The organism is Phytoactinopolyspora limicola (assembly GCF_011320225.1).
GTDB classification, from domain to species: Bacteria; Actinomycetota; Actinomycetes; order Jiangellales; family Jiangellaceae; genus Phytoactinopolyspora; species Phytoactinopolyspora limicola.
Genome location: NZ_JAAOEN010000003.1, coordinates 496713 through 515831, shown reverse-complemented (window position 1 = coordinate 515831; position 19119 = coordinate 496713). Strand labels below are relative to the sequence as shown.

The 19119-nt window shown below is 64.9% G+C and carries 20 protein-coding genes; 13 read left to right on the top strand and 7 right to left on the bottom strand.

The annotated features are described in order from the left end of the window. Position 1 precedes the first annotated feature (1 nt). Complete coding sequence (locus G8760_RS11255) at positions 2 to 388, top strand: HepT-like ribonuclease domain-containing protein (RefSeq protein ID WP_166351174.1); 387 nt, start codon at positions 2 to 4, stop codon at positions 386 to 388. Positions 389 to 583: 195 nt separating this feature from the next. Here the strand turns inward: G8760_RS11255 and G8760_RS11250 are convergent, their stop codons facing one another. Beyond that, on the bottom strand, positions 584 to 1486 hold the full coding sequence (locus G8760_RS11250) for an aminoglycoside phosphotransferase family protein (protein ID WP_207782243.1): 903 nt from the start codon (positions 1484 to 1486) through the stop codon (positions 584 to 586). A gap of 134 nt (positions 1487 to 1620) precedes the next feature. Between G8760_RS11250 and G8760_RS11245 the strand changes: the two genes are divergently transcribed. After that, positions 1621 to 3033, top strand: coding sequence for an ATP-binding protein (locus G8760_RS11245; RefSeq protein ID WP_166350879.1), 1413 nt, complete (start codon positions 1621 to 1623; stop codon positions 3031 to 3033). A 238-nt stretch (positions 3034 to 3271) separates the two neighbouring features. Further along, positions 3272 to 4447: a hypothetical protein gene (locus tag G8760_RS11240; RefSeq protein WP_166350877.1), complete on the top strand. Its 1176-nt coding sequence runs from the start codon at positions 3272 to 3274 to the stop codon at positions 4445 to 4447. Here G8760_RS11240 and G8760_RS11235 read toward each other — a convergent pair whose 3' ends face one another. After that, on the bottom strand, positions 4448 to 4903 hold the full coding sequence (locus tag G8760_RS11235) for a winged helix-turn-helix transcriptional regulator (RefSeq protein WP_166350875.1): 456 nt from the start codon (positions 4901 to 4903) through the stop codon (positions 4448 to 4450). It abuts the gene before it with no gap. Between the two features lie 74 nt (positions 4904 to 4977). Between G8760_RS11235 and G8760_RS11230 the strand changes: the two genes are divergently transcribed. From G8760_RS11230 to G8760_RS11220, 4 genes are all read left to right on the top strand, one after another. Further along, complete coding sequence (locus G8760_RS11230; protein ID WP_166350873.1) at positions 4978 to 5811, top strand: MBL fold metallo-hydrolase; 834 nt, start codon at positions 4978 to 4980, stop codon at positions 5809 to 5811. Between the two features lie 107 nt (positions 5812 to 5918). Then, positions 5919 to 7325, top strand: a complete 1407-nt coding sequence (locus G8760_RS11225; RefSeq protein WP_166350871.1) for an MFS transporter — start codon at positions 5919 to 5921, stop codon at positions 7323 to 7325. An 891-nt stretch (positions 7326 to 8216) separates the two neighbouring features. Further along, a complete protein-coding gene (locus G8760_RS30555; protein ID WP_281355145.1) occupies positions 8217 to 8351 on the top strand; it encodes a hypothetical protein in 135 nt (44 codons plus the stop codon). Continuing rightward, positions 8348 to 9598: an alanine racemase gene (locus G8760_RS11220; protein ID WP_166350869.1), complete on the top strand. Its 1251-nt coding sequence runs from the start codon at positions 8348 to 8350 to the stop codon at positions 9596 to 9598. The genes G8760_RS30555 and G8760_RS11220 overlap by 4 nt, the downstream gene beginning before the upstream one ends. A 475-nt stretch (positions 9599 to 10073) precedes the next feature. On the opposite strand, the gene G8760_RS11215 is transcribed toward G8760_RS11220, so the two are convergent. Then, positions 10074 to 10325, bottom strand: a complete 252-nt coding sequence (locus G8760_RS11215; protein ID WP_166350867.1) for a type II toxin-antitoxin system RelE family toxin — start codon at positions 10323 to 10325, stop codon at positions 10074 to 10076. Beyond that, the gene (locus tag G8760_RS11210; RefSeq protein ID WP_166350865.1) at positions 10322 to 10594 is read right to left on the bottom strand and encodes a type II toxin-antitoxin system Phd/YefM family antitoxin; all 273 of its coding nucleotides are present in this window, start codon (positions 10592 to 10594) and stop codon (positions 10322 to 10324) included. Before G8760_RS11210 ends, G8760_RS11215 begins: the two co-directional genes overlap by 4 nt. On the opposite strand from G8760_RS11210, the gene G8760_RS11205 reads away from it, so the two are divergent. Continuing rightward, positions 10593 to 10931: a tyrosine-type recombinase/integrase gene (locus tag G8760_RS11205; protein ID WP_207782242.1), complete on the top strand. Its 339-nt coding sequence runs from the start codon at positions 10593 to 10595 to the stop codon at positions 10929 to 10931. The two genes, G8760_RS11210 and G8760_RS11205, sit on opposite strands and share 2 nt — an antisense overlap. Positions 10932 to 11000: 69 nt before the next feature. Here G8760_RS11205 and G8760_RS11200 read toward each other — a convergent pair whose 3' ends face one another. Continuing rightward, positions 11001 to 12590 (bottom strand): serine hydrolase domain-containing protein, encoded by a 1590-nt coding sequence (locus G8760_RS11200; RefSeq protein ID WP_166350861.1) that lies wholly within the window; start codon positions 12588 to 12590, stop codon positions 11001 to 11003. A gap of 226 nt (positions 12591 to 12816) precedes the next feature. Between G8760_RS11200 and G8760_RS11195 the strand changes: the two genes are divergently transcribed. Both G8760_RS11195 and G8760_RS11190 read left to right on the top strand, forming a co-directional pair. Beyond that, positions 12817 to 13200: a VOC family protein gene (locus G8760_RS11195; protein ID WP_166350859.1), complete on the top strand. Its 384-nt coding sequence runs from the start codon at positions 12817 to 12819 to the stop codon at positions 13198 to 13200. A 245-nt stretch (positions 13201 to 13445) separates the two neighbouring features. Further along, complete coding sequence (locus G8760_RS11190) at positions 13446 to 13646, top strand: cold-shock protein (RefSeq protein ID WP_166350857.1); 201 nt, start codon at positions 13446 to 13448, stop codon at positions 13644 to 13646. Positions 13647 to 13748: 102 nt separating this feature from the next. On the opposite strand, the gene G8760_RS11185 is transcribed toward G8760_RS11190, so the two are convergent. After that, positions 13749 to 13904 (bottom strand): hypothetical protein, encoded by a 156-nt coding sequence (locus G8760_RS11185; RefSeq protein WP_166350855.1) that lies wholly within the window; start codon positions 13902 to 13904, stop codon positions 13749 to 13751. 46 nt (positions 13905 to 13950) lie between these two features. Beyond that, on the bottom strand, positions 13951 to 14406 hold the full coding sequence (locus tag G8760_RS11180; RefSeq protein WP_166350853.1) for an MBL fold metallo-hydrolase: 456 nt from the start codon (positions 14404 to 14406) through the stop codon (positions 13951 to 13953). Between the two features lie 514 nt (positions 14407 to 14920). Between G8760_RS11180 and G8760_RS11175 the strand changes: the two genes are divergently transcribed. From G8760_RS11175 to G8760_RS11165, 3 genes are all read left to right on the top strand, one after another. Beyond that, positions 14921 to 16786: a C69 family dipeptidase gene (locus G8760_RS11175; RefSeq protein ID WP_207782241.1), complete on the top strand. Its 1866-nt coding sequence runs from the start codon at positions 14921 to 14923 to the stop codon at positions 16784 to 16786. A 256-nt stretch (positions 16787 to 17042) separates the two neighbouring features. Then, positions 17043 to 17444 carry a MerR family transcriptional regulator gene (locus G8760_RS11170; RefSeq protein ID WP_166351168.1) on the top strand — a complete coding sequence of 134 codons (402 nt, stop codon included), beginning with the start codon at positions 17043 to 17045 and terminating at the stop codon, positions 17442 to 17444. Continuing rightward, positions 17441 to 19024 (top strand): peptide chain release factor 3, encoded by a 1584-nt coding sequence (locus G8760_RS11165; RefSeq protein WP_166350851.1) that lies wholly within the window; start codon positions 17441 to 17443, stop codon positions 19022 to 19024. Before G8760_RS11170 ends, G8760_RS11165 begins: the two co-directional genes overlap by 4 nt. Positions 19025 to 19119: the final 95 nt, after the last annotated feature.

The window sequence follows — 19119 nt, the reverse complement described above, 5'->3', positions numbered from 1 at the left end:
GGTGGACATTCGTACTGCCGAGCGGTTGCTCTATGTCGATGCGTCGCTGGCGGAGATGGGCCAGTTGGCTGCACGTGGGCGAGCCGCGTATGACTCTGATATTGCGGTTGCTCGTGCATGCCAGTACAACGTCATCCGCCTAGCGGCCGATCTTGAGCGTCTTGGCGATTCATGGCTGGAGTCTCATCCGGAAGTGCCTTGGCGGCTGATCAGGGGGATGCGTAACCGTGTCGCGCACAACTACTGGACCGTCGACGACGATATTGTCTGGTCTGTCGTCGCTGAACACGCCCCAGAGCTACGCGAAGCTCTCAGCGACGAGATCGACACGGCCAGATCGGTGCTCGACGCCGACGACTCGGTGGCAGGTTCCAGCGACAATTCTTGAATAGCCCTCGGCTTCTCGTCAGGGTTGGCGCCAACGATATGCCGCGGTCGGACTAGGGCCTGTCTTACGGATCTTCCGCGGCGCGGATCGTCGCCCAGACGCCGGCGGGCTGCGTTCTCGTCGTCGCTCGATGAACCCACATCGAACTCCTCCTCGGCCTTGCCGCTGGCGGCGCGGCTCTTCCGAATTCCGGTATCAGGGATATGCGGTGGCTAGGCGGGCCAGTGTGGTGCGTCCGAGGTGTGCCATGGCCGGATTCGTGTCGTTGTAGTACCAGACGAGGCCGATCGCTTGTTGAAGGGCCCAGGCCGCTCCACGGTCCCATTCGATGTCGTCGCAGGCCAGTTCGGTTCGGAGTACCTCGCGCGCCGGGGTGTCGAGCAGATGCCAGCCGGCGACCAGGTCGAGTGCGGGGTCGGCCGGACCGAAACCGCCTCCGTCCAAGACCCCGGCCAGCCGGCCGTTGGTGGCCAGTATGTTGCCCGGGATCAGGTCGGTGTGGCTCATCACCTCTGTGGTGGGACGAGGAAGGGTGCGTAGCTGGGCCCAGATGCGGCGCAATGGTGGCACGTCGAGTAGAAGTTCCGAACGTTCGAAGCAGGTGTCGGCCCAGGCGTCGTGGGCGGGCAGTTCACCACCTCGACCCGTACCGGTGAAGGAACGTTCGCGGGTGTCGACGGCACGCAGCCGGCCGATTAACCCAGCCAGGTCCACGGCGAACGCCGTCGATTGGGCCACCGACGTTGGGGTGGCGATCTCACCCGGAATCCAGGCCTGCACCGACCATGGCAGCGGGTAGCCGTGGCCCGGGCGGCCCAGCCCCTTCGGCCGCGGAGCGGGAACGCCGGCATGATCAGCCAGCTCGGCCAGTGCGGCGGCCTCGCGGCGAAGTTCGGTTTCTACGTACTCCGGATCGCGGTGGCGCAGCGGGAATCTGGCGACGAGTGACTCACCGATCCGGAACAAAGCGTTCATCGTTCCGGCGGTGGCGATCCGACGGACAGGTAGCGTCCGCCACTGTGGAAACTGGGCGTTGATCAGAGCGTTGACAGTGGTGACGTCCAGCTCCAGCTGGTCGTCATGCATCGCGCGCGGCACTGGGCCAGGCTAGCCGCGCTCGACCAACTGACATACCGAATTTACGGCGCAGAGCATTAGTGACGCGGCGCCGACACCAACATGACGTGTCACTGACGTGGCACGTCACCGACGTCGCATGCTAGTAATGACCCGTGGGGTTCAACAACCGAGTCCGTGAGCTATCTCTGTTGCGTGAATGGTGGGAGTCGCCGACTCCTCGCCCAGCATTGATCTGGGGACGCCGACGTGTCGGCAAGACGGCACTCATCACCGAGTTCGCGGCAAGAGCCGGAGCCCGCACGATTTATCACATCGGTGGCACCCGGTCAGCGACGGCGGAGTTGGCGGCGCTGTCGCAACGGGCTGCGGCGGTGACCGTAGCGGGACGTCGCAATCCGGCCGAGCGGCCCTTCCAGACATGGGACGACGCGCTCGAGCATCTTGCCAGGCAAGCCGCAACTGAGCCGCTGCTTCTGGTGCTCGACGAATTCCCCGAATTGGTGCACTCCTCACCTGAGCTGCCCGGCGTGCTGCGCGCCTTCCTGGACCATCCGGATGGTGTCGCACAGCTGCGGATACTGCTCTGCGGGTCAGCCGTGCGGGCGATGGGGGCTATGCAGGAGCATCGGGCGCCCTTATATGGACGCTTTGACCTGTCCATGCAGTTACATCCGTTTCGGCCACACGAGGCTGCCGAATTCTTGCCCGATCTCGGTCCTAGTGACCGGGCCTTCGCGTACGGCATTCTTGGCGGCACGCCGCTATATCTTGGCTGGTGGCGTCAAGATCTCTCAATCGCTGAGAACGTCCTCCAGCTCGCTTGTCGCCCCGGAGCACGGCTGCTGTCAGAAGGAGAGCTGGTGCTCTCCACTGAGGTCGATCCTGGGGAGTATCCAGCCGCCGTTCTGGAGGCGATCGCTACAGGCAAGACTCGACACCACGAGATCGCGGACGTGATAGGCACGGATCCCAGTCGCTCCCTGCGCCAGCTTCTCCAACTTCGCCTCGTTGAGCAGGTACTGCCCGTTACCGAGTCCCAACGCCGCACCCGCCGCAAGATCTACCGAATCGCCGACCCTTTTCTCCGCTTCTACCTGGGGCCACTTCAGCGGTACCGCACCGAGATCGAACGAGGACTTGGGCCGGACATTGTTGGACCTCTTCTCGACTCTTTGGCGGAGCACCTTGGAAGTGTCTACGAGGAAGCGTTCCGCGACCACCTCCGCCGGTTGGCCGTCGACGGCGAACTAGGCCCACGCGTTGTCGCCGTCGGACCATGGTGGCGCGAGGGCGGACAAGATGAGATCGACGCCGTCGTCCTCAGCGAACCTGAACGCACCAGAGTTCCAGTGCTCGTGGGCGAAGCAAAATGGACGCGGAGAGTCGACGGACGCCGCATCCAAGCCAGACTCGCAGCCAAAGCACTCAATCTCACCGACACCCCGGACGAACTCACTTACGCGATCTGCGCCCGGGAAGAAGTAATCAGTCATGATCCAAAGATCCGAGCTATCACAGCCGCGGACATCTTTCAGCTACCCGCGGACAAGCCCGCGACTCAGTAGCCGAGGTTCGACGGTCCATGCTCTCCGCGGCTCAGCGGCGGGTCTTGGAGCTGGCCGGGCCGAAGGCCTAGAACGGATCGGAGTCAGCGACACCTGGGTGAAGGTGGCATACGGCAGGACCACCAGTACCGGCCAGACCTGGTGGCGTTCTGGCCTTTCATGACGCACGAGTGCCAAACGAACATGCCGACCAAGCTCGAAGGTCAAGCACGGCAAGCGGGACCTAGGCTGTTCCTCGATGGAGTTTCCACAAATCGACGACCCAGCAGGGGCAGACACCCCTCTTGGCATGTTGCAACGAGGTCGTGGTGCCGGATGGCTGGGTGCGGTTTCCAGTGACGACGGCGACCAGTGGCTTCTGGCCTGTTTGCGAGGAGATCCTCGAGGAGATCCTCGGTGGGATCGCCAGGTGGAGTCGCGTTCCGACTACTACGCCACCCTCGCCCTTCGGTTGTCGGTTCCGGTGGCGTCGTTCGCGGCGGATCTGGGCGAGGGCGACGAACAGTGGATCGTTGGGGACGTCGTCGAGGCGATGGCGCGTCGAGGATCCGTCGAGGCCGCCGAGCTCTTGAGCACACTCGAGCGGGACGACGACCAACCCGGTGACGAGATGGCCGGGACTCCGGTCGTCGAGTTGCGATCGACGACGGGGCCGCGGGTCTCAGCCGATGCGCCGATCGACGACCTGCTCGCTGCTACCTGGCATCGCCCGTTCCCGAAAGCGGTGATCAATCGGCTGCGGATGACCCGCGACCCAGTGGAGGTCGATGCTTTGCGTCGCGCCGCGCGGGACGTCGACAACCCCGGCTGGCACCTCGCCCTCCATGTCCTCGCCCGCCGGGCCGATGTATCACCACTGGAGGTGGTCGAGCGGGTCTTGGCCGCCGACGAGACCGGGAGTGTTCGAGCCTCTGCCTTCCGATTCGTCACGGCGCTGCCTTCCGATATTGCCCTGCCGTTGGCGCGCTCGTGGCTCAGCCACGACGACGGTAGGGGGTCGGCCGCGTCAGCTGTGCTTGCCTCGCACGCCGAGCCGGTCGACGCCCTGGCGTTGCGCGAGGCGTTGGCGGTCGCGACCGACTACTACTCCATGTCGAGCCTCGTTGAGGCGCTTGGCCGGTTGCCGGAGGCGGGGCCGTTCCCGGAGCTCGATGAGGTGTACGTGCATTCGGCTTACTCGTATACGCGTGCCCGAGCGGTGCATGCGATGGCAGCAACCGACCCGGCATTCGCCGACAAGTGGGCAGCGGAGTGTCTGTGGGACTGCGAGGGGGTCGTGCGCGCCGAGGGAGCCCGCCTCGCATCGCTGGACTCTGTGGTGGCCGCACGACTTCAGGAACTCGCCAATGACGAGTTCGAGGTCGACGAGGTCCGCGACGAGGCACAAGCGCGGCTGGATGGCCGGGGCGCCTGATCACGCTGGGACGTCGGCGTCAGCGTCGGCGTCGGCGTCGAGGTGCGAGCGGCGAAGTTCGGACATGATCTCTTGCCACAGCGCGGGGCCGCCTTGTTCCAGCTGCTCGGCGGCCGCCCCAAGTGCCGGGTCCGTGGGCCGGTGGCGGGCCCCCCAGCTGCCGAGTTGTGCGAACACGGGTACGAGTTGGATCGCGGGTTCGGTCAGGCTGTAGCGTGCCCGCTGGCCGGAGCGGGTGTCCTCACGGGTGAGGAGTCCTGACTCGACGAGTCGCTTGAGCCGGTCGGCAAGGATGTTTGACGCGATCCCCTCGTCTGAGTCGGCCTGTAGCTGCCGGAAGTATCGCTTGCCTCCGAAGATGATGTCGCGGAGCACGATCAAGGTCCAGCGATCGCCGAATACCTCGACCGCCGCGTTGATCGGGCACCCCGACCGTGGTTGGAACGCTGCGCTCATAGTGCTTGCAATCTACCATCGCCAGGTGTTACCGTCCTGGCCAAGCGATTGCAAACTACAAGCGGAGGGTCGTCATGCTGAGGCAGGTCGCGGAGGGCGTGCTGATCCACCAGAGCGAGTTCGTGCAGAGCAACGCCGTTGTTGTGCAGGGTCGGGCCGGGGTGTTGCTCGTCGACCCCGGGGTGCAGGGCCACGAAATGACCTGCCTTGTGAATGACCTCGCCGATATGGGGCAGACCGTTGTGGTGGGCTTCTCGACCCATCCGGATTGGGACCACCTGCTCTGGCACGCCGAGCTCGGCTCGGCGCCGCGTTACGGCACGGCCCGCTGTGCGGACACGGTCCGAACTTATCGGTCGGACCCACAATGGAAGGATCAGATCGCCGATCACCTACCGCCAGATGCCGAGCAGGTACCGCTGGACCTGCTGGGCCTGATCACCGGCCTGCCCGCCGAAACGACGCGGATTCCTTGGGACGGCCCCGACGTCCAGATCATCGAGCATCAGGCCCATGCTCCGGGCCATGCGGCACTGCTGATCGAAGAGTCCGGGGTTCTCGTCGCCGGCGACATGCTCTCCGACGTCCTGGTCCCGATGCTCGACCTGGACGCCACTGATCCGATCGGTGACTACCTCGCCGCGTTGCGGCTATTCGAGGGGGTGGCGGGCAACGTCGATGTGCTCGTCCCCGGGCACGGATCCGTCGGCGGCGCCAGTCAGCTACGCACCCGGATCGACCAGGACCGGGTTTACGTGCAAGCCCTCAACGACGCCGATGCCGGTGCTCCGGATGACCCGCGGATCGGCCCATCGGCCAAACCTGGCTGGGAATGGGTGAGCGACGTGCACGAGGGACAACTCCAGCGCCTCGCCCAGAGAACAGAGCGCAACGGTACGCCCGGATAAGGATCCGCCGTGGGATGACGGTGGTCGGTGCGACCCACTAGGGTGGTCGCATTCTGCGGCCCGACGCAGGGACTCGAGTTGGGAGCGCGCACGGCGGAGCGTCAGCCATGACTGGGCAGCGTGTGGGGGAGGGGCGAGCCGTCAGGTACGGCCTCCTGGCTGGGGCCCTGCTGACGGTGGAGTTCGTTGCGGGGATGCAGACGTTTCTGCTGCGTACGGTGATTCCCCTCGTCGGCGCCGATCTTGACGCACATGAGTTCTACGGCGTCATGACTGGCGCGGCCGAGATCGCGATGTTCGTGACGCTGCCGCTCGGCCCGTATCTACTCCAGCGCTTCGCGGTGGACCGGCTGTTGCTAAACCTGACGTTGCTCAGCGTGGCCGGTGGTGTGATCGCCGCCTTAGCCCCGTCCGTGGGTGTCTTCGTCCTCGGCCGGGCCTGTTCCGGACTCGCGGCCGGTGCGCTGGCATCGGTGTCGCTGGCCGCGATCGTCACGGTGCTTCCTGCCGGATGGCGGCGCGCCGTGCTCGCCGGATACAACGTGATGTGGATCATCACCTCGTTCGTCGGCCCCACGTACGCGGCGTGGGTGGCGTCGGCGCTGAGCTGGCGGTGGGCGTTGGTGCTCTACCTTCCGTTGCTCGTGGTCGCGCGGGTTGTTATCGCCCGCCAGCTAAGAGGAACTCTGAATCCCGGAGGGCAGGAGCGCCTCGCGATCGGGTCCGCTTTTATGCTGACCGGCGGTGTGGCCTTGGTGTCCCTGGTCGGGTTGCGGACGTTGCCGACGGGAGTTGCTTTCGCCGTGGGCGGGGTGGGTATAGCCACGACGTTGTTCGCCGCGCGACGCCTGCTGCCCCACGGGACCCTGACCGCGCGCCCGGGTCGCCCTGCGGCTCTCGCGACGATGGGTCTGCTGACCGCCGCGTACTTCGGAGCCGGAGCGATCATCGCGATCATCGTTCACGACCTGCTCCACGGCACGTCCCGCGACGTCGGTGTGGTCCTGGCAGGTGGTGGTCTCGGCTGGGCTTTCGCCGGCCTGGCGGTGGCGAAGTGGCCGGCTCAGGCGGCCCGGACCTACGTGCGTCGCTCGACCCTTGGTGCGTGCTTCCTTGTCGCTGGGATGGCCGCGACGGTCGCCGTCCTACTCGTCGACGGAATTACCGTTCCCGTGCAGATCGTCCTGTTCGGGTGGACACTGGCCAGTGTCGGGATGGGACTCACCTACCTCGACACGATCAACCACATCGTCGATATACCTCAAGAGGTCGACGACGTCTCTCCCGCGAAAGCGGCCGCTTTGGAGATCCTGATCGAGGCGATCGCTACCGCCACGTTATCCACTCTCACCGCGGCGATGGTTGGCCGAGCCATCGCCGGCGGCGCCGGATACGAGGCCGCCGCGATCGCACTAACGCTCACCGCGCTGGCGGCGGCGTCCCTTGCTTGGACAGTTCGCCGGCTGGTCGCCTGCGCGTCGGCTGGGTCATCGGGCGACGTCCAACTCTCGTAATCCGGTGGCGAGTTCCTCAATGCCTGCGATGTTGCGGATAGAAGGGTCCATGGTTGTGCTGTCGAGGATGATGTATCTCTCTTCGCGCACGGCGCTGAGTTGGCGGGCACTGGATCGGACTCCAGATATATGGTGCTCGAGTTCCTGCGTACCACCAGGCCAGCGAAACCTAACCATGGCCCGCGCCAACTCTCGGCGCAGTAAACGCGAGATAACAGTTGAGCGACGGCGCTATCCATGTGGTTCCTGAATGGTGCTTTCTTTGGCGGATCAAAGATAGTACCTTTGAGTACTGGCCGGGTTCCGCTTGCTTCTCCCACACGTGACGGCAACCGAGCCGAAGGCGTGAGAAGGCGGTTTGCCGCCCACGCGCCTGGCCACGCCTCTCGACTATCCGTTTCGCACATCTAGCAGAAGGAGAAGGGTGTGAACGTCTCATGTATCTGAGGCACGAATTGCGTCGGACGACTGCCCTCACTCGATCACTCGGCCTCCCCGGGGCCGCTGCCCTGGTTGTCACTGCCTGTGAATGCTGATGTGCTCCTTCAGGTGACCGGCCTCCGGAGCGCGGGCGTGGGAAGAGCACCACCGGCCGGTTGTTGCTGCGGCTGATCGAGCCGACATCGGGCTCGGTGGCCTTCGACGGCGTCGATCTCACTGAGTTGGATCGGCGCCACCTCCGGCCGATTCGCCGCCGCCCTGATCGTCGTCGACCCGGACACGGTTGGCGACGCGGCGACCTACGACGATCCGCGCCACCTCGCCACCGGCGTCGACGACGTCTGGGTGAACGGCGTGCGTGTCCTGTGCGCGGGGGAGCTCACCTCCACCCTGGCCGGCCGGGCGCTGGCCCCGGGGGATTGATCAACCGATCTGATGGAAAGGACACAAGTGACCGACTACATAGTCAGGGGCCAACTGCCGGAGCCTGGTGCACCGGAGGGAATCGACGGTCGCATCACCGTGGGTTCGGACCCGAAGAACGTCCTGGTCGACATCGACGGCGTCGCCGTCAAGCCGTCATGAGCGCAAGCGCGGACTGGCCGGTGGATCACCGGTACAAGGGTTTCCCTCCGCATTCGGATGGCCGCCCCGCCCGGGACATCGGCGCCGCCGGCTGGCAGTTGCAGGCCGACTTCTCGACTCCGATCGCGGCGCTCAAAGAGTCAGCGCTGACGCACAACCTCGATCGGATGCGGGCATACTGCGCCGAGAATGGTGTCTTGCACGCCCCGCACGGAAAAACGGCGATGTCACCAGAGCTGATCACCCGGCAACTCGAGCACGGCGCGTGGGGGATCACGGTGGCCACGACGTGGCAGGCCCAGGTGGTGCACAGCTTCGGTGTGCGCCGGATCATGGTGGCCAACCAATGCCTGGATCCGGTCGGGCTGCGCTGGATCGCCGAGGCGATGCGCGACGAGCCGGAGACGGACGTGCTCGTGTTCGCTGACTCGGCCGCGGCCGTGGAGTTGATGAGGAAGATCCTGCGTGACGTGCCGGACGCACCGTCTCTGCCCGTGCTGGTCGAGATCGGGGCGCAGGCCGGGCGGGCCGGGGCGCGGGGTGTCGAGTCCGCCGTCGACGTCGGGCATGCCATCGCACAAGCCCCTGAACTGACCCTCGCCGGGGTAGCCGGCTTCGAGGGTGCGGTCGCCGACCGGCGAGATTCAGACGGACTCGCGGCGGTAACAGCATTCCTAGGGGAAATTCGGCAAACCGCCGAGGTACTCGCCGCCGGCGGGGCGTTTCCCGACGACCGGAACATGGTGCTCTCCGCTGGGGGGAGTATGTTCTTCGACCTGGTGGTGGAGGAGCTCGTGCCGTTTCGCGGCTGCCCGGCCGACGTGGTCATCCGGTCCGGCTGCTACGTCACCCATGATCACGCCCTGTACCAGGCGAACTCGCCGCTGGCCGGCGACCCGCCTGACCTGCTCCCAGCCATGGAGGTGTGGACGCGGGTGTTGTCCATCCCCGAAGACGGGCTGGCGATCATCGACGCGGGGCGGCGCGATATCTCCAATGACGCGGGGAATCCCGTGGTGCTCGGACGCTGGCGAGGTGATCGGGTCGAAGAATTACCGGGGGTGACGCTGCTGCGGTTCAACGATCAGCACGGCTTCGTCCACGTCCCGGAGACCGGCCTGCTAAGCGTGGGGGACCTTGTGGCGCTCGGTATCTCGCACCCCTGCACGACGTTCGACAAGTGGCGCGCGATCCCGGTGGTGAACGACGGGTACGCCGTGGTTGATGCCGTCAGCACATACTTTTGACGTCCCGCCGCCCGACCACGGGAATGGAAGGGCGGCTCTGGGGCACCGGGCGTCGCTGCCCTGCATCCGAGGAGGTCGGTAAATAACGCGTCGACGGAACCGATACCGGCCATGGGGTCGCCAGTCGCCGGGCTTCGGTGACACCATGTGTGACGACAAGATCCCCTGCTACCTGAATTTGCTAGGAACCTTGGCCACCCTTCCGGGTTTGTCGGCCACTCACCGCTTCTTCCTCGTTATTTGATCGAGGCCGACCCGAGTTTGTTGAGCCCTGTCGCCGGTTCGTTGCTTTGGCGCGTACTTCGCATGGCGACCTTCCAGGAAATTGAGGCACCCGCGCTACCGCCGATTAGTAATCCAATGAGGAAGGTGCCGAGGCCACTGAAGTCCATTCCATGGACGTGCCCCTAAATCTTGGTTGTATGCAATCTGGTCGTATGCTTGAAGGTGTGGCTAGAGTTATGAATTGCCAGGGTTAGCGGTATGCTTCGCTGCGTTTTGCGACGGTGAATATGGTGATGGTCTGGTCGGCGTCGTTGATCTCGTAGACGATGCGGTACTGGCCGAAGCGGATGCGCCAGTCGTGGTCGCTTCCAGCAAGCTTCTTGGCGCCGTGGGGGCGTGATTCAGTTGTCAGATCGATGATCTTTAAGAGGGCGGTTTTGAAGGCATCACGTGGGAGGCGTTGGAGCTGTTTGAGGACATCGGGGTGGAACTGTATCTTCACGACGCGAGGACCTCGTCGGCGCTGACGCCGAGGGCCTCCATCATGTCGGACAAGGGTACGGAGGCAAAGCCTTGGGTGCGTATGTGCCTGAGGCGTAGGGCGTCGGCAACGTCAGCGTGTTCGTGCAGGCGTTCATAGTCGGCCATCGAGACGATGACGGCAATTTCAGTGCCGCTGTCAGTGATGATGGCTTCTTCGCCGGATGTGGCGACTTCCCGTACGACGGAGCCCAGGTGGCTGCGCAGGTCGCGTAGACTGTGTGTACTCATGTTTAACATGGTAAACGCGGCTATGTGGTGGGGCAACTGTCTTGGTAGTCGAAGTCGTTCCGGCGCTTCGTTTCATGATCTCCGCCATTCGTACGCCACCTGGCTCGTCTCGGATGGTGTTCCGGTCAACGACGTGCAGAGCGTCGTGGGTCGCGAGCAGGCGACGACGATGCTCAACCTGTTCACGCACACGTCCGGTGAGGCGGCAAACCGGATACGGGGTACGTTCGATGCCTTTTCGCTGCCCCAGCCGAGGAAGGAGAGAAAAGCAAAGAAGACGGCTCCTAAGAACCGTCCTCTGACCTGCGATGATGCTGGCGGTCCTGACGGGACTTGAACCCGCGACCTCCGCCTTGACAGGCTCCGGTCCATCGCTCGGGGTGAGGGGGCCGGACGTCGTCGTCCACTATTCCGAGCTCGACGACGGGTCGGCGGCGGAGTCCGGCCACTTGACCCGGGTATTGGGCATCGAACTGAGAACGGGCCCGCCGAGGCCGGGACGCGACGGCGCGACGACGGTCGGCCGTGCGCTACGAGGTGTGTCGTACCGGATCGCGCGTACCGCGAACTGCTGAATCCGGGGTGGCTGCACCGGGGTCAGGTGAATCATGCAGTGCAGTTCGCCATCGGTTCCGGGGATCGCCCACGTCACGTCCGCCGGGGTGGCCGCGGACAGTACGTCCGGCACCGCCCGGCGTGGCGCCAGCGGCCCGATCTCGTCGACGAACTGCTCGATCTCGGCGCGGCGCTCGGCCACCGGACGATCGAAGTCGATGTTCTCGGCGAAGATGCGCTCGGCCAGGTCGTCGTCCCAAGACCGGATCAGATCTTCGGCGGCGCGGCACAGCTCCTGGGTCGCGGGCCACAACCGGACGGTGCGGGCCGGCGTCTTGTGGCGGTCGAGTACCCGGAAGAGAGCCTCCTCGGCCAGCACGGCAGGGTTGCCGCGGTGGCTGTTGGTGAGAACCACGATGCCGTGCCCGGAGTCCGGATGCCAGATCATGTTCAGCACGAACCCGGGAAGCCCGCCGCTGTGCGTGACGACGGTCCCGCGATTCAGATCCTCGAGCACGACCAGCCCCAGGCCATACCCCCCGACGGAGAGCTTCCACAGCCCGTTGGCCCGGGTGGCGAGGCTGGGCAGGATCAGCGAATGTATCCGCTGCATGTCCCGCCGGGACGCCCGTGAGACGGGGCCGCTGGCCGGGTCGGACGGCGTCCGGAAGGCCGCCCCCAGCCACGTGACCCATACGGCGAGGTCACGCACCGTGCTCTGCATTCCGCCGGCGGCGGCGAACGCATCGGACCGCGCGGGTGGGTAGCCGACCCAGTTGCCTTCCGAGTCCAGCGTATAGCCGGTGGCGCGGACCGGGCCGCCATCGGGCGCGCTGTTGTCGAACCAGGTGGAGCTCAGACCGAGTGGGGTTAGCAGTTCCTGGTGGACGAAGTCTTCGATACGTGTCCCGACGGCGCGTCCCACGGCCAGGCCGGCCAGTGTGAATCCGACATTGGAGTACTCGAAGACCGATCCTGGAACGTTGCTATAGGTGAGGCCCTGGGAAATCTGCTGGAGCAGTTCGGGCACCGGCTTGCCGATGAACGGATCGACCCAGGCGTTGTCCTCGGTCAGTCCGCCGGTCATGCTCAGCAGCATCCGGATGGTCGGCGGGTCGCACGGGTCGTCGAAGGTGCCGGAAGCGGAGAACTCGCTGAAGAAGTCCGTGATCGGCGCATCCAGGTTCACCAGGCCCCGGTCGTGGGCCAGCAGCGCGGCGGCCGCCACGAAGCTCTTGGACATCGACGCGATCGGGAACACCGTGTCCGCGTCGGGGACGGTGCCGGCGTCGTCGACGACGCCGAACCCCGCGCTGTGCACCAGCCCTTGCGGGCCGACCAGTCCATAGACGAGCCCTTTGGCCTGGTTCGCAGCGGTGTACTGGCCAAACACCGCGTCCAGCTCGTCCTCGAGCGCGGTGTCCAGGTGCTCCGTCGACATGGTGTCCTCTCGGCCGTGCGAACAGCGTGGTCGAAACGATCTACCGCTCACGGTAACCGGGCTGCCGGATGGTTCACGACGGCCTCTACGACGATCCATGACGGGGAGGATGGTTCACACCGACAATGCGGCATCTCTCAGCGGCAACACACCCGGATGCGGATGGCGATGTAGACGCGTTAAAAAGCGATGGCACTATCCGTGCTGATCGGAAAGAGTTGCCCTCATGGTCTCGGTTGTGCAGAACGTGGCGATTGACTGTGCGGATCCCTACGAGCTGGCTCGGTTCTGGAGCAATGTGACAGGACGTCCGTTGCATCCGGAGGACGGGCCGGGTGACCCGGAGGCTCAGGTGCTGCTGGCGGAGGGGCCCGTGCTCCACTTCAACCAAGTACCCGAGGGTAAGACGGTCAAGAACAGACTCCATCTGTGCTTGCGGCCGGAGACCTCGCGTGAGCAGGAGGTGGAACGGCTGATCGGGCACGGTGCCACGTTCGTTGCCGATCACCGGAATCCCGATGGTTCGGGCTGGGCCATCCTGGCCGACCCTGAAGGCAACGAGTTCTGCGTCTTGCGCAGTGAGTCCGACCGAGCCGCGATGAATACCTGACCCGCACGCGGGCGTCCTGGCCAGCCTCGTCTTCCGGTGGCCAAGACGATGCGGAACCCGGGAATGGATCTGAGCCGCGCGGTGTTCTACTGTTTGGGTCAAGGTTTTGAGTGTTCGTGTTTCTACACGCTCGCACATAACTTTCGTTGCGGGCGCGGCTTGCTTTCAGGGACCTGGAAGGGCGCGTCTAGGCGGACCAGGGTACGCACGGTGCGTGCCCGTATCCAGCCCTGTAAGGAGCAAACATGGCACAGGGAACAGTGAAGTGGTTCAACGCGGAGAAGGGCTTCGGGTTCATCGCTCGGGAAGAGGGACCGGACGTTTTCGTCCACTATTCCGAGATCGACGGCGACGGGTTCCGTAGCCTCGAAGAGAACCAGCCGGTGGAGTTCGAGGTGGCGCAGGGCGCGAAGGGCCCGCAGGCCACCGGCGTCCGTCCGCTCTAAGCTACCGGCGGTTAACGCCTAGCACAGACGAACCACAGACGATGGGCCGGCGCCGAGTGGCGCCGGCCCATCGTATTGGTGGTTGTCTCTCGGGACGAAGCACTATCCAGTCACCCAGCGGCGAGTGGTTCCGGGGCGAACTCGGCCGAATCGGAGTTCGGGGAAGTGTGCTGCGGTTCCAACCGTCCGTTCGTCTTCGAGCTCTCGCCAGAGGACCTCACGGGTACGGGCGGCCAACGGTGGGTCGACGTCGCCCATAGAGTGCCACGTCGGTTCGTCGAGCTGAATGGGACAGGTGATCGCATCACCCATCAGCAGTGCGCGCTCTGCCGGAGGCGACGACGACGCAGATATGCCCGGGGGTGTGGCCGGGCGTGAGCAGGAGCATGACGCCTGGGGCGACGGTAGCGTCTTTGTCGACCTGCTCGATGCGGGAGTGGCGAGAACCGGCGCGGAGCCCTTCCCGGACGTGATCGGCCATATGACCATGGCCGTCGACGAAGTGCTGCCAATCACCCGCGCCGATCCCTAGGGCACGCAGCCCGGTGATCAGCTGGCCACCAACGAGATACATGCCGTGCGGCAGTTCCTGCAGCTCGGGGCCGAGACCTGCGTCGACCAGCACGAGGCGGTCCCGGGACCGGATCACGAAGCACCCGATGGGTAGCCAGGCCGCCTGGTGGTGTGTGAAGAACTCCGGATGGGCATCCAGCGGCAGCTGAATCGCCGAAGTATTTAGGCCGCGCGATGAACGTGCCATCGGAGATGGGACACAGACGAATCCACAGCGGTAATGGGCGGACCCGGTAGCCGGCCGTCGTAGGTCCATGCCGGTATCTCACGGCCCGATGCGAGCTGGACGGTGGCGGTTTGGGCCGTGACCGTGTATCGCTGCCAGGACGCTCCCGGCCAGCGCCATGATGATCAGAGATGACCGGAACGTGGTGCTCTCCGCGGTGGGGAGTATGGTCTTCGGCCAGGGAAAGGAACGGCGACGACGCGCCCGTTGCTGTGCTCACGCTGGCGCCTCCGGAACTGCCGCTGAGCGGATGTCATTCTCGGCATGAGAGAATTGTGTCAGTTGTCACGTAATAGGTTGCTCCTGACGGGCAGGTTTCTCTTGCCCCAGCTGTGACCTGACGCTCGCCGGATGGTCCGTTGCGTTCGCGTGTTGACCTGCGGCGATGCGGATGGGTGACACACCATTGTGAACCGCCAAGGCGTCGCGGTGCGATCAGTGCCGGGCGTCCAGTCAGTGAGGAGCTGCATCCTTGATGCAACGACGTCTGTTGTCCCACGTGCTTACGTATGTCGTGGTTACCGGGGTCGGGACGATGTCCATGGCTGCGATGGCCACCGCCACCGACCAGGCGCCACCGGGCCCGGTTGGCGACGTAGAGCGAACGATGGATGGACCGTGGGACGCAGACCCGGACAAGAGCATCGCCTTCTACGTTGGTAAGAATCACACCGCTGATGGGCAGGTGCTCATTGGCGGATTCGGCCACGAGCCGTCCAGCCACTGGGTAGAGATCGTGCCGCGACAAAGCCACCCGGAAGGTTCCACCGTCACGGTGGGAGCTACCGAGGAGGCCGACATGCCGGGTCAGCTCAGTGAGATCCCCCAGGTCAGCGAGACGGCGAGATACATTACGTCGAACTATTCCGAGTTCGCTGGGTTCCCAGCTCCATTGACCAACGGCGGGCTGAACGAACACAACGTCGCCGCACGAGATGTCTGGTCTAACTCGCGTGAGGAACTGTGGGACATGACTCCTCTCGACCAGACTGGACCAAGCTACTCTGACCTCTCGCGCATCGCGATGGAACGGGCCACCACGGCACGGCAGGCGGTGGAGATCCTAGGAGAGCTCATCGACGAGCACGGGTACACCACCTACGGTGGCAACTCGCACATGTTCGCCGATGAGCACGAAGGTTGGATCTTCATCCAGTATTCGGGTGGGGAAGGGCTGTGGGCGGCTGAGCGACTCGGCCCGGACGACGTGCGTGTGTCGTATCCCGGATACATCCGGGAGTTCCCAGTCGAGGCGGTCGAGGGGGCACATCCCGATTTCCTTGGCTCGGCCAATCTGGTGAGTTTCGCCGTCGATCAAGGGTGGTATGACCCCGAATCCGACGAGGTATTCGACCTTCAAGCCGTCTATCAGCAGGAGTTTCCCACCGCCGAGTTCGAGGTGGGCGCGGTCGCGGACCCGGATGACCCGGCGCCATACCGGAATCCGATCTCGTTGGAAGCGGAGTTGGAGGAGCTCGCCCCGGTCACCCTGGAAGACATGATGCGGCTGGTCCGTGATCCGCGTTGGTCCGACGATCGCAGCGGCTACGGCCATGTGGCCGAACTCCGGGATGACTTGGCCCGGCCCGAGCTGGCCACGCTCTGGGTAGCTAGCACCGCGGCCGTCACCGCGCCGTACATTCCGATCGCCATCGGCACCGATGATCTCCCGGTCGAGTACACCCAGCACCGTTACCTCACTTCAGGCGCGGCGGCCAGTTACTTGAATCCGGAGTACGCCGAGCAGGAGGCCACCGAGTACGCCACCCAAACGTACAAGCGGCTGATGTACGCGACATGTGCTCGGCCGGAGCAGTACTTGGCCGAGGTGACTGCGGCTCTTGAGGGCTTCGAGGCGGATGTTGTAGGGGAGTGGCCGGACGTGCTGGAGCAGGCTGAGGCCGCCTATGAGGCTGGAGACGACGCCGACGCCGCCCGCGTGCTGACCGAATTCACCGCCAATCAAGCTCTGGACGGCTTGGCGTTGGCGAATTACCTACTCGATTCAGTGCTCGAGCGTAGCCGCGCGGATGGCGGGTTACACGTGCCCGACGCGGATGTTCCGGACGGCACGACAGCGTCGTCTCGCTCCCTGACTATGGAGCTGGACGGAGTTTCGGCGCGGGACCGGATGAACTGTGACGTCGGAGGAGGCTGGGCGGACGGCAGCACGTTGGATCGGCAGGGAAACTACGGTGATCCCGCCGACGTGCCAGACTTCGACGCGTCTGATTCAACGGGCTCGAATGAGCGGTCCTGGGCATGGATCGTCGGTGCCGGGCTGGTGGGAATCGTTCTCGGCGTAGCGGCAACCATGGTGATCCGCCGCCGCACACCGTGATGAAGGCCAACAGACTGGCCCCATGTCACCGCGCCGCCGAATGAGGGCGGTCGCTGCGCGGTACCGAGGAGCATCGACCAGCGGGCGCAGGACGGCGTGCATGTCGGCGAAGTCTACTCTAACGTTATGGAAGGTTGCGTAATGCGTGGCATGACGGCCTGCTAGCCGGGCGACGTTCGTCGGTGAGTCTTACGCGGGGTAACATTGGCCGCTTGTGGTCGTGGTTGTCGAGAGGTCCGTCGTGTCGTTGCAGCACATGCAGATCGGTGAGGTCGCCGAGCGGGTCGGGCTGTCCTTACGCACCATTCGGTACTACGAAGAAGTGGGTTTGGTGCGCCCGTCCGCCCGGACTACCGGCCGGTTCCGTCTGTATACAGAACCGGACGTGGCGCGGCTACGTCTGGTGAAGCGGATGAAGACACTGGAGTTTTCGCTGGAGGAGATGGGTGAACTCTTGGGTGTCTTGGATCGGCTCGACGAGCCGGACGCGGCCCCGGAGTTGCATGCGGAGTTGATCGAACGCCTGGTGACGTTTCGCGTCCTTGCCCAGGAGCGGTGCGCTGATCTGCGAAATCAGCTGGAGATTGCCGAGTCGTTCGCGGCGGATCTGCGTGGTGAGATCTCGCGGCAGCGGCGGCGGGTCAAGGAGGTTCGATGAACTCGGTCGCTGGGGTAGACGCCGAGGCGACACGTCGTCGTACGTTCGCGGTGATCAGTCACCCGGATGCGGGCAAGTCGACGTTGACCGAGGCGTTGGCGTTGCACGCGCGGGTGATTGCTGAGGCCGGCGCGGTGCACGGCAAAGGCGGGCGCAAGGGTGTGGTGTCGGACTGGATGGAGATGGAGCAGGCGCGGGGCATTTCCATCACGTCCGCGGCCTTGCAGTTCGAGTACCACGACGCTGTGATCAATCTGCTGGACACCCCCGGGCACGCGGATTTCTCCGAAGATACGTATCGGGTGTTGGCCGCGGTCGACTGCGCTGTCATGTTGCTCGATGCCGCCAAGGGGTTGGAGCCGCAGACCCTGAAGCTGTTCGACGTGTGTCGGCATCGTGGTGTGCCGGTCATCACCTTCATCAACAAGTGGGACCGCCCGGGCCTGGACGCGTTGGCGCTGTGTGATCAGCTGGAGGAGCGGATCGGCCTTAGGCCGACGCCGCTGAACTGGCCGGTAGGGATCGCCGGCGAGTTTGCCGGCGTGCTCGATCGTGGGGCTGGGCACATGATCGCCTTCGAGCGTGCGCCGGGAGGCGCGCGCCGCTCGGTCGAGCGTCAGCTCGAGCCGGGCGAGGCCGAGCGCGAGTTCGACGATGCCTGGGTGGCAGCGGTCGAGGAAGCCGAGCTGCTGGACGAGTACGATGAATCGTCGTTCCTGGCGGGCAAGACCACGCCGCTGCTGTTCGGTGCCGCGGTCGCCAATATCGGCGTGCGGCAGCTGCTGGACGTGCTGGTGAAGCTTGCGCCGGCACCGTCGCCGCGGCCCGACAACCAAGGTATCCCTCGGGCACTGGACGCTGCCTTCTCGGGGCTGGTGTTCAAGGTGCAGGCGGGCATGGACCGGGCCCACCGGGATCGGGTGGCGTTCGTCCGGGTGTGCTCGGGCCGGTTCGAGCGTGGCTCGGTGGTGACTCATGCGGCCACCGGACGGCCGTTCACCACCAAATACGCCCAGGCGATCTTCGGCCGTGACCGAGACACGATCGACGTCGCCTATCCAGGAGACATCGTTGGCCTGGTGAACGCCTCGGCACTACGGCCGGGGGACACGTTGCATGATCGGGAGGCTCCGGTCGAGTTCCCCGGAATGCCGTCGTTCGCACCGGAGAATTTCGCGGTCTGCCGGGTGGCGAACACGGGCAAAGCCAAACAGTTCCGCAAGGGCATCGAGCAGTTGGATCACGAGGGTGTGGTGCAGGTGCTCCGGTCTGACCTGCGCGGTGACGCCGCGCCGATTCTGGCGGCGGTCGGGCCATTGCAGTTCGACGTGGCCGCGCACCGGATGGAGCATGAATTCGGTGCGCCGATCCAGTTGGAACCTCTCGGGTATTCGTTGGCCCGTCGGACCCGGCCGGAAGATCGCGACGCGTTAGATGCCGAACATGACGTGGAAGTGGCTGAGCGTACCGACGGTGCGTGGTTGGCTTTGTTCAGTGATAAATGGCGGCTCTCGTCGGTTCAGCGCAGGCATCCGGACCTGCAGTTGGAGTCCTTGGTGGCTGGCGAGGTCGAGGTGTGACGGTGGCCCGGCCAACGCCGCAGCGGCGAGCCCGGTAAGAACTCTCTCGCCGCAAGCACAATCCCATGAACTGTGGACGACGCTGTCCAACTGAC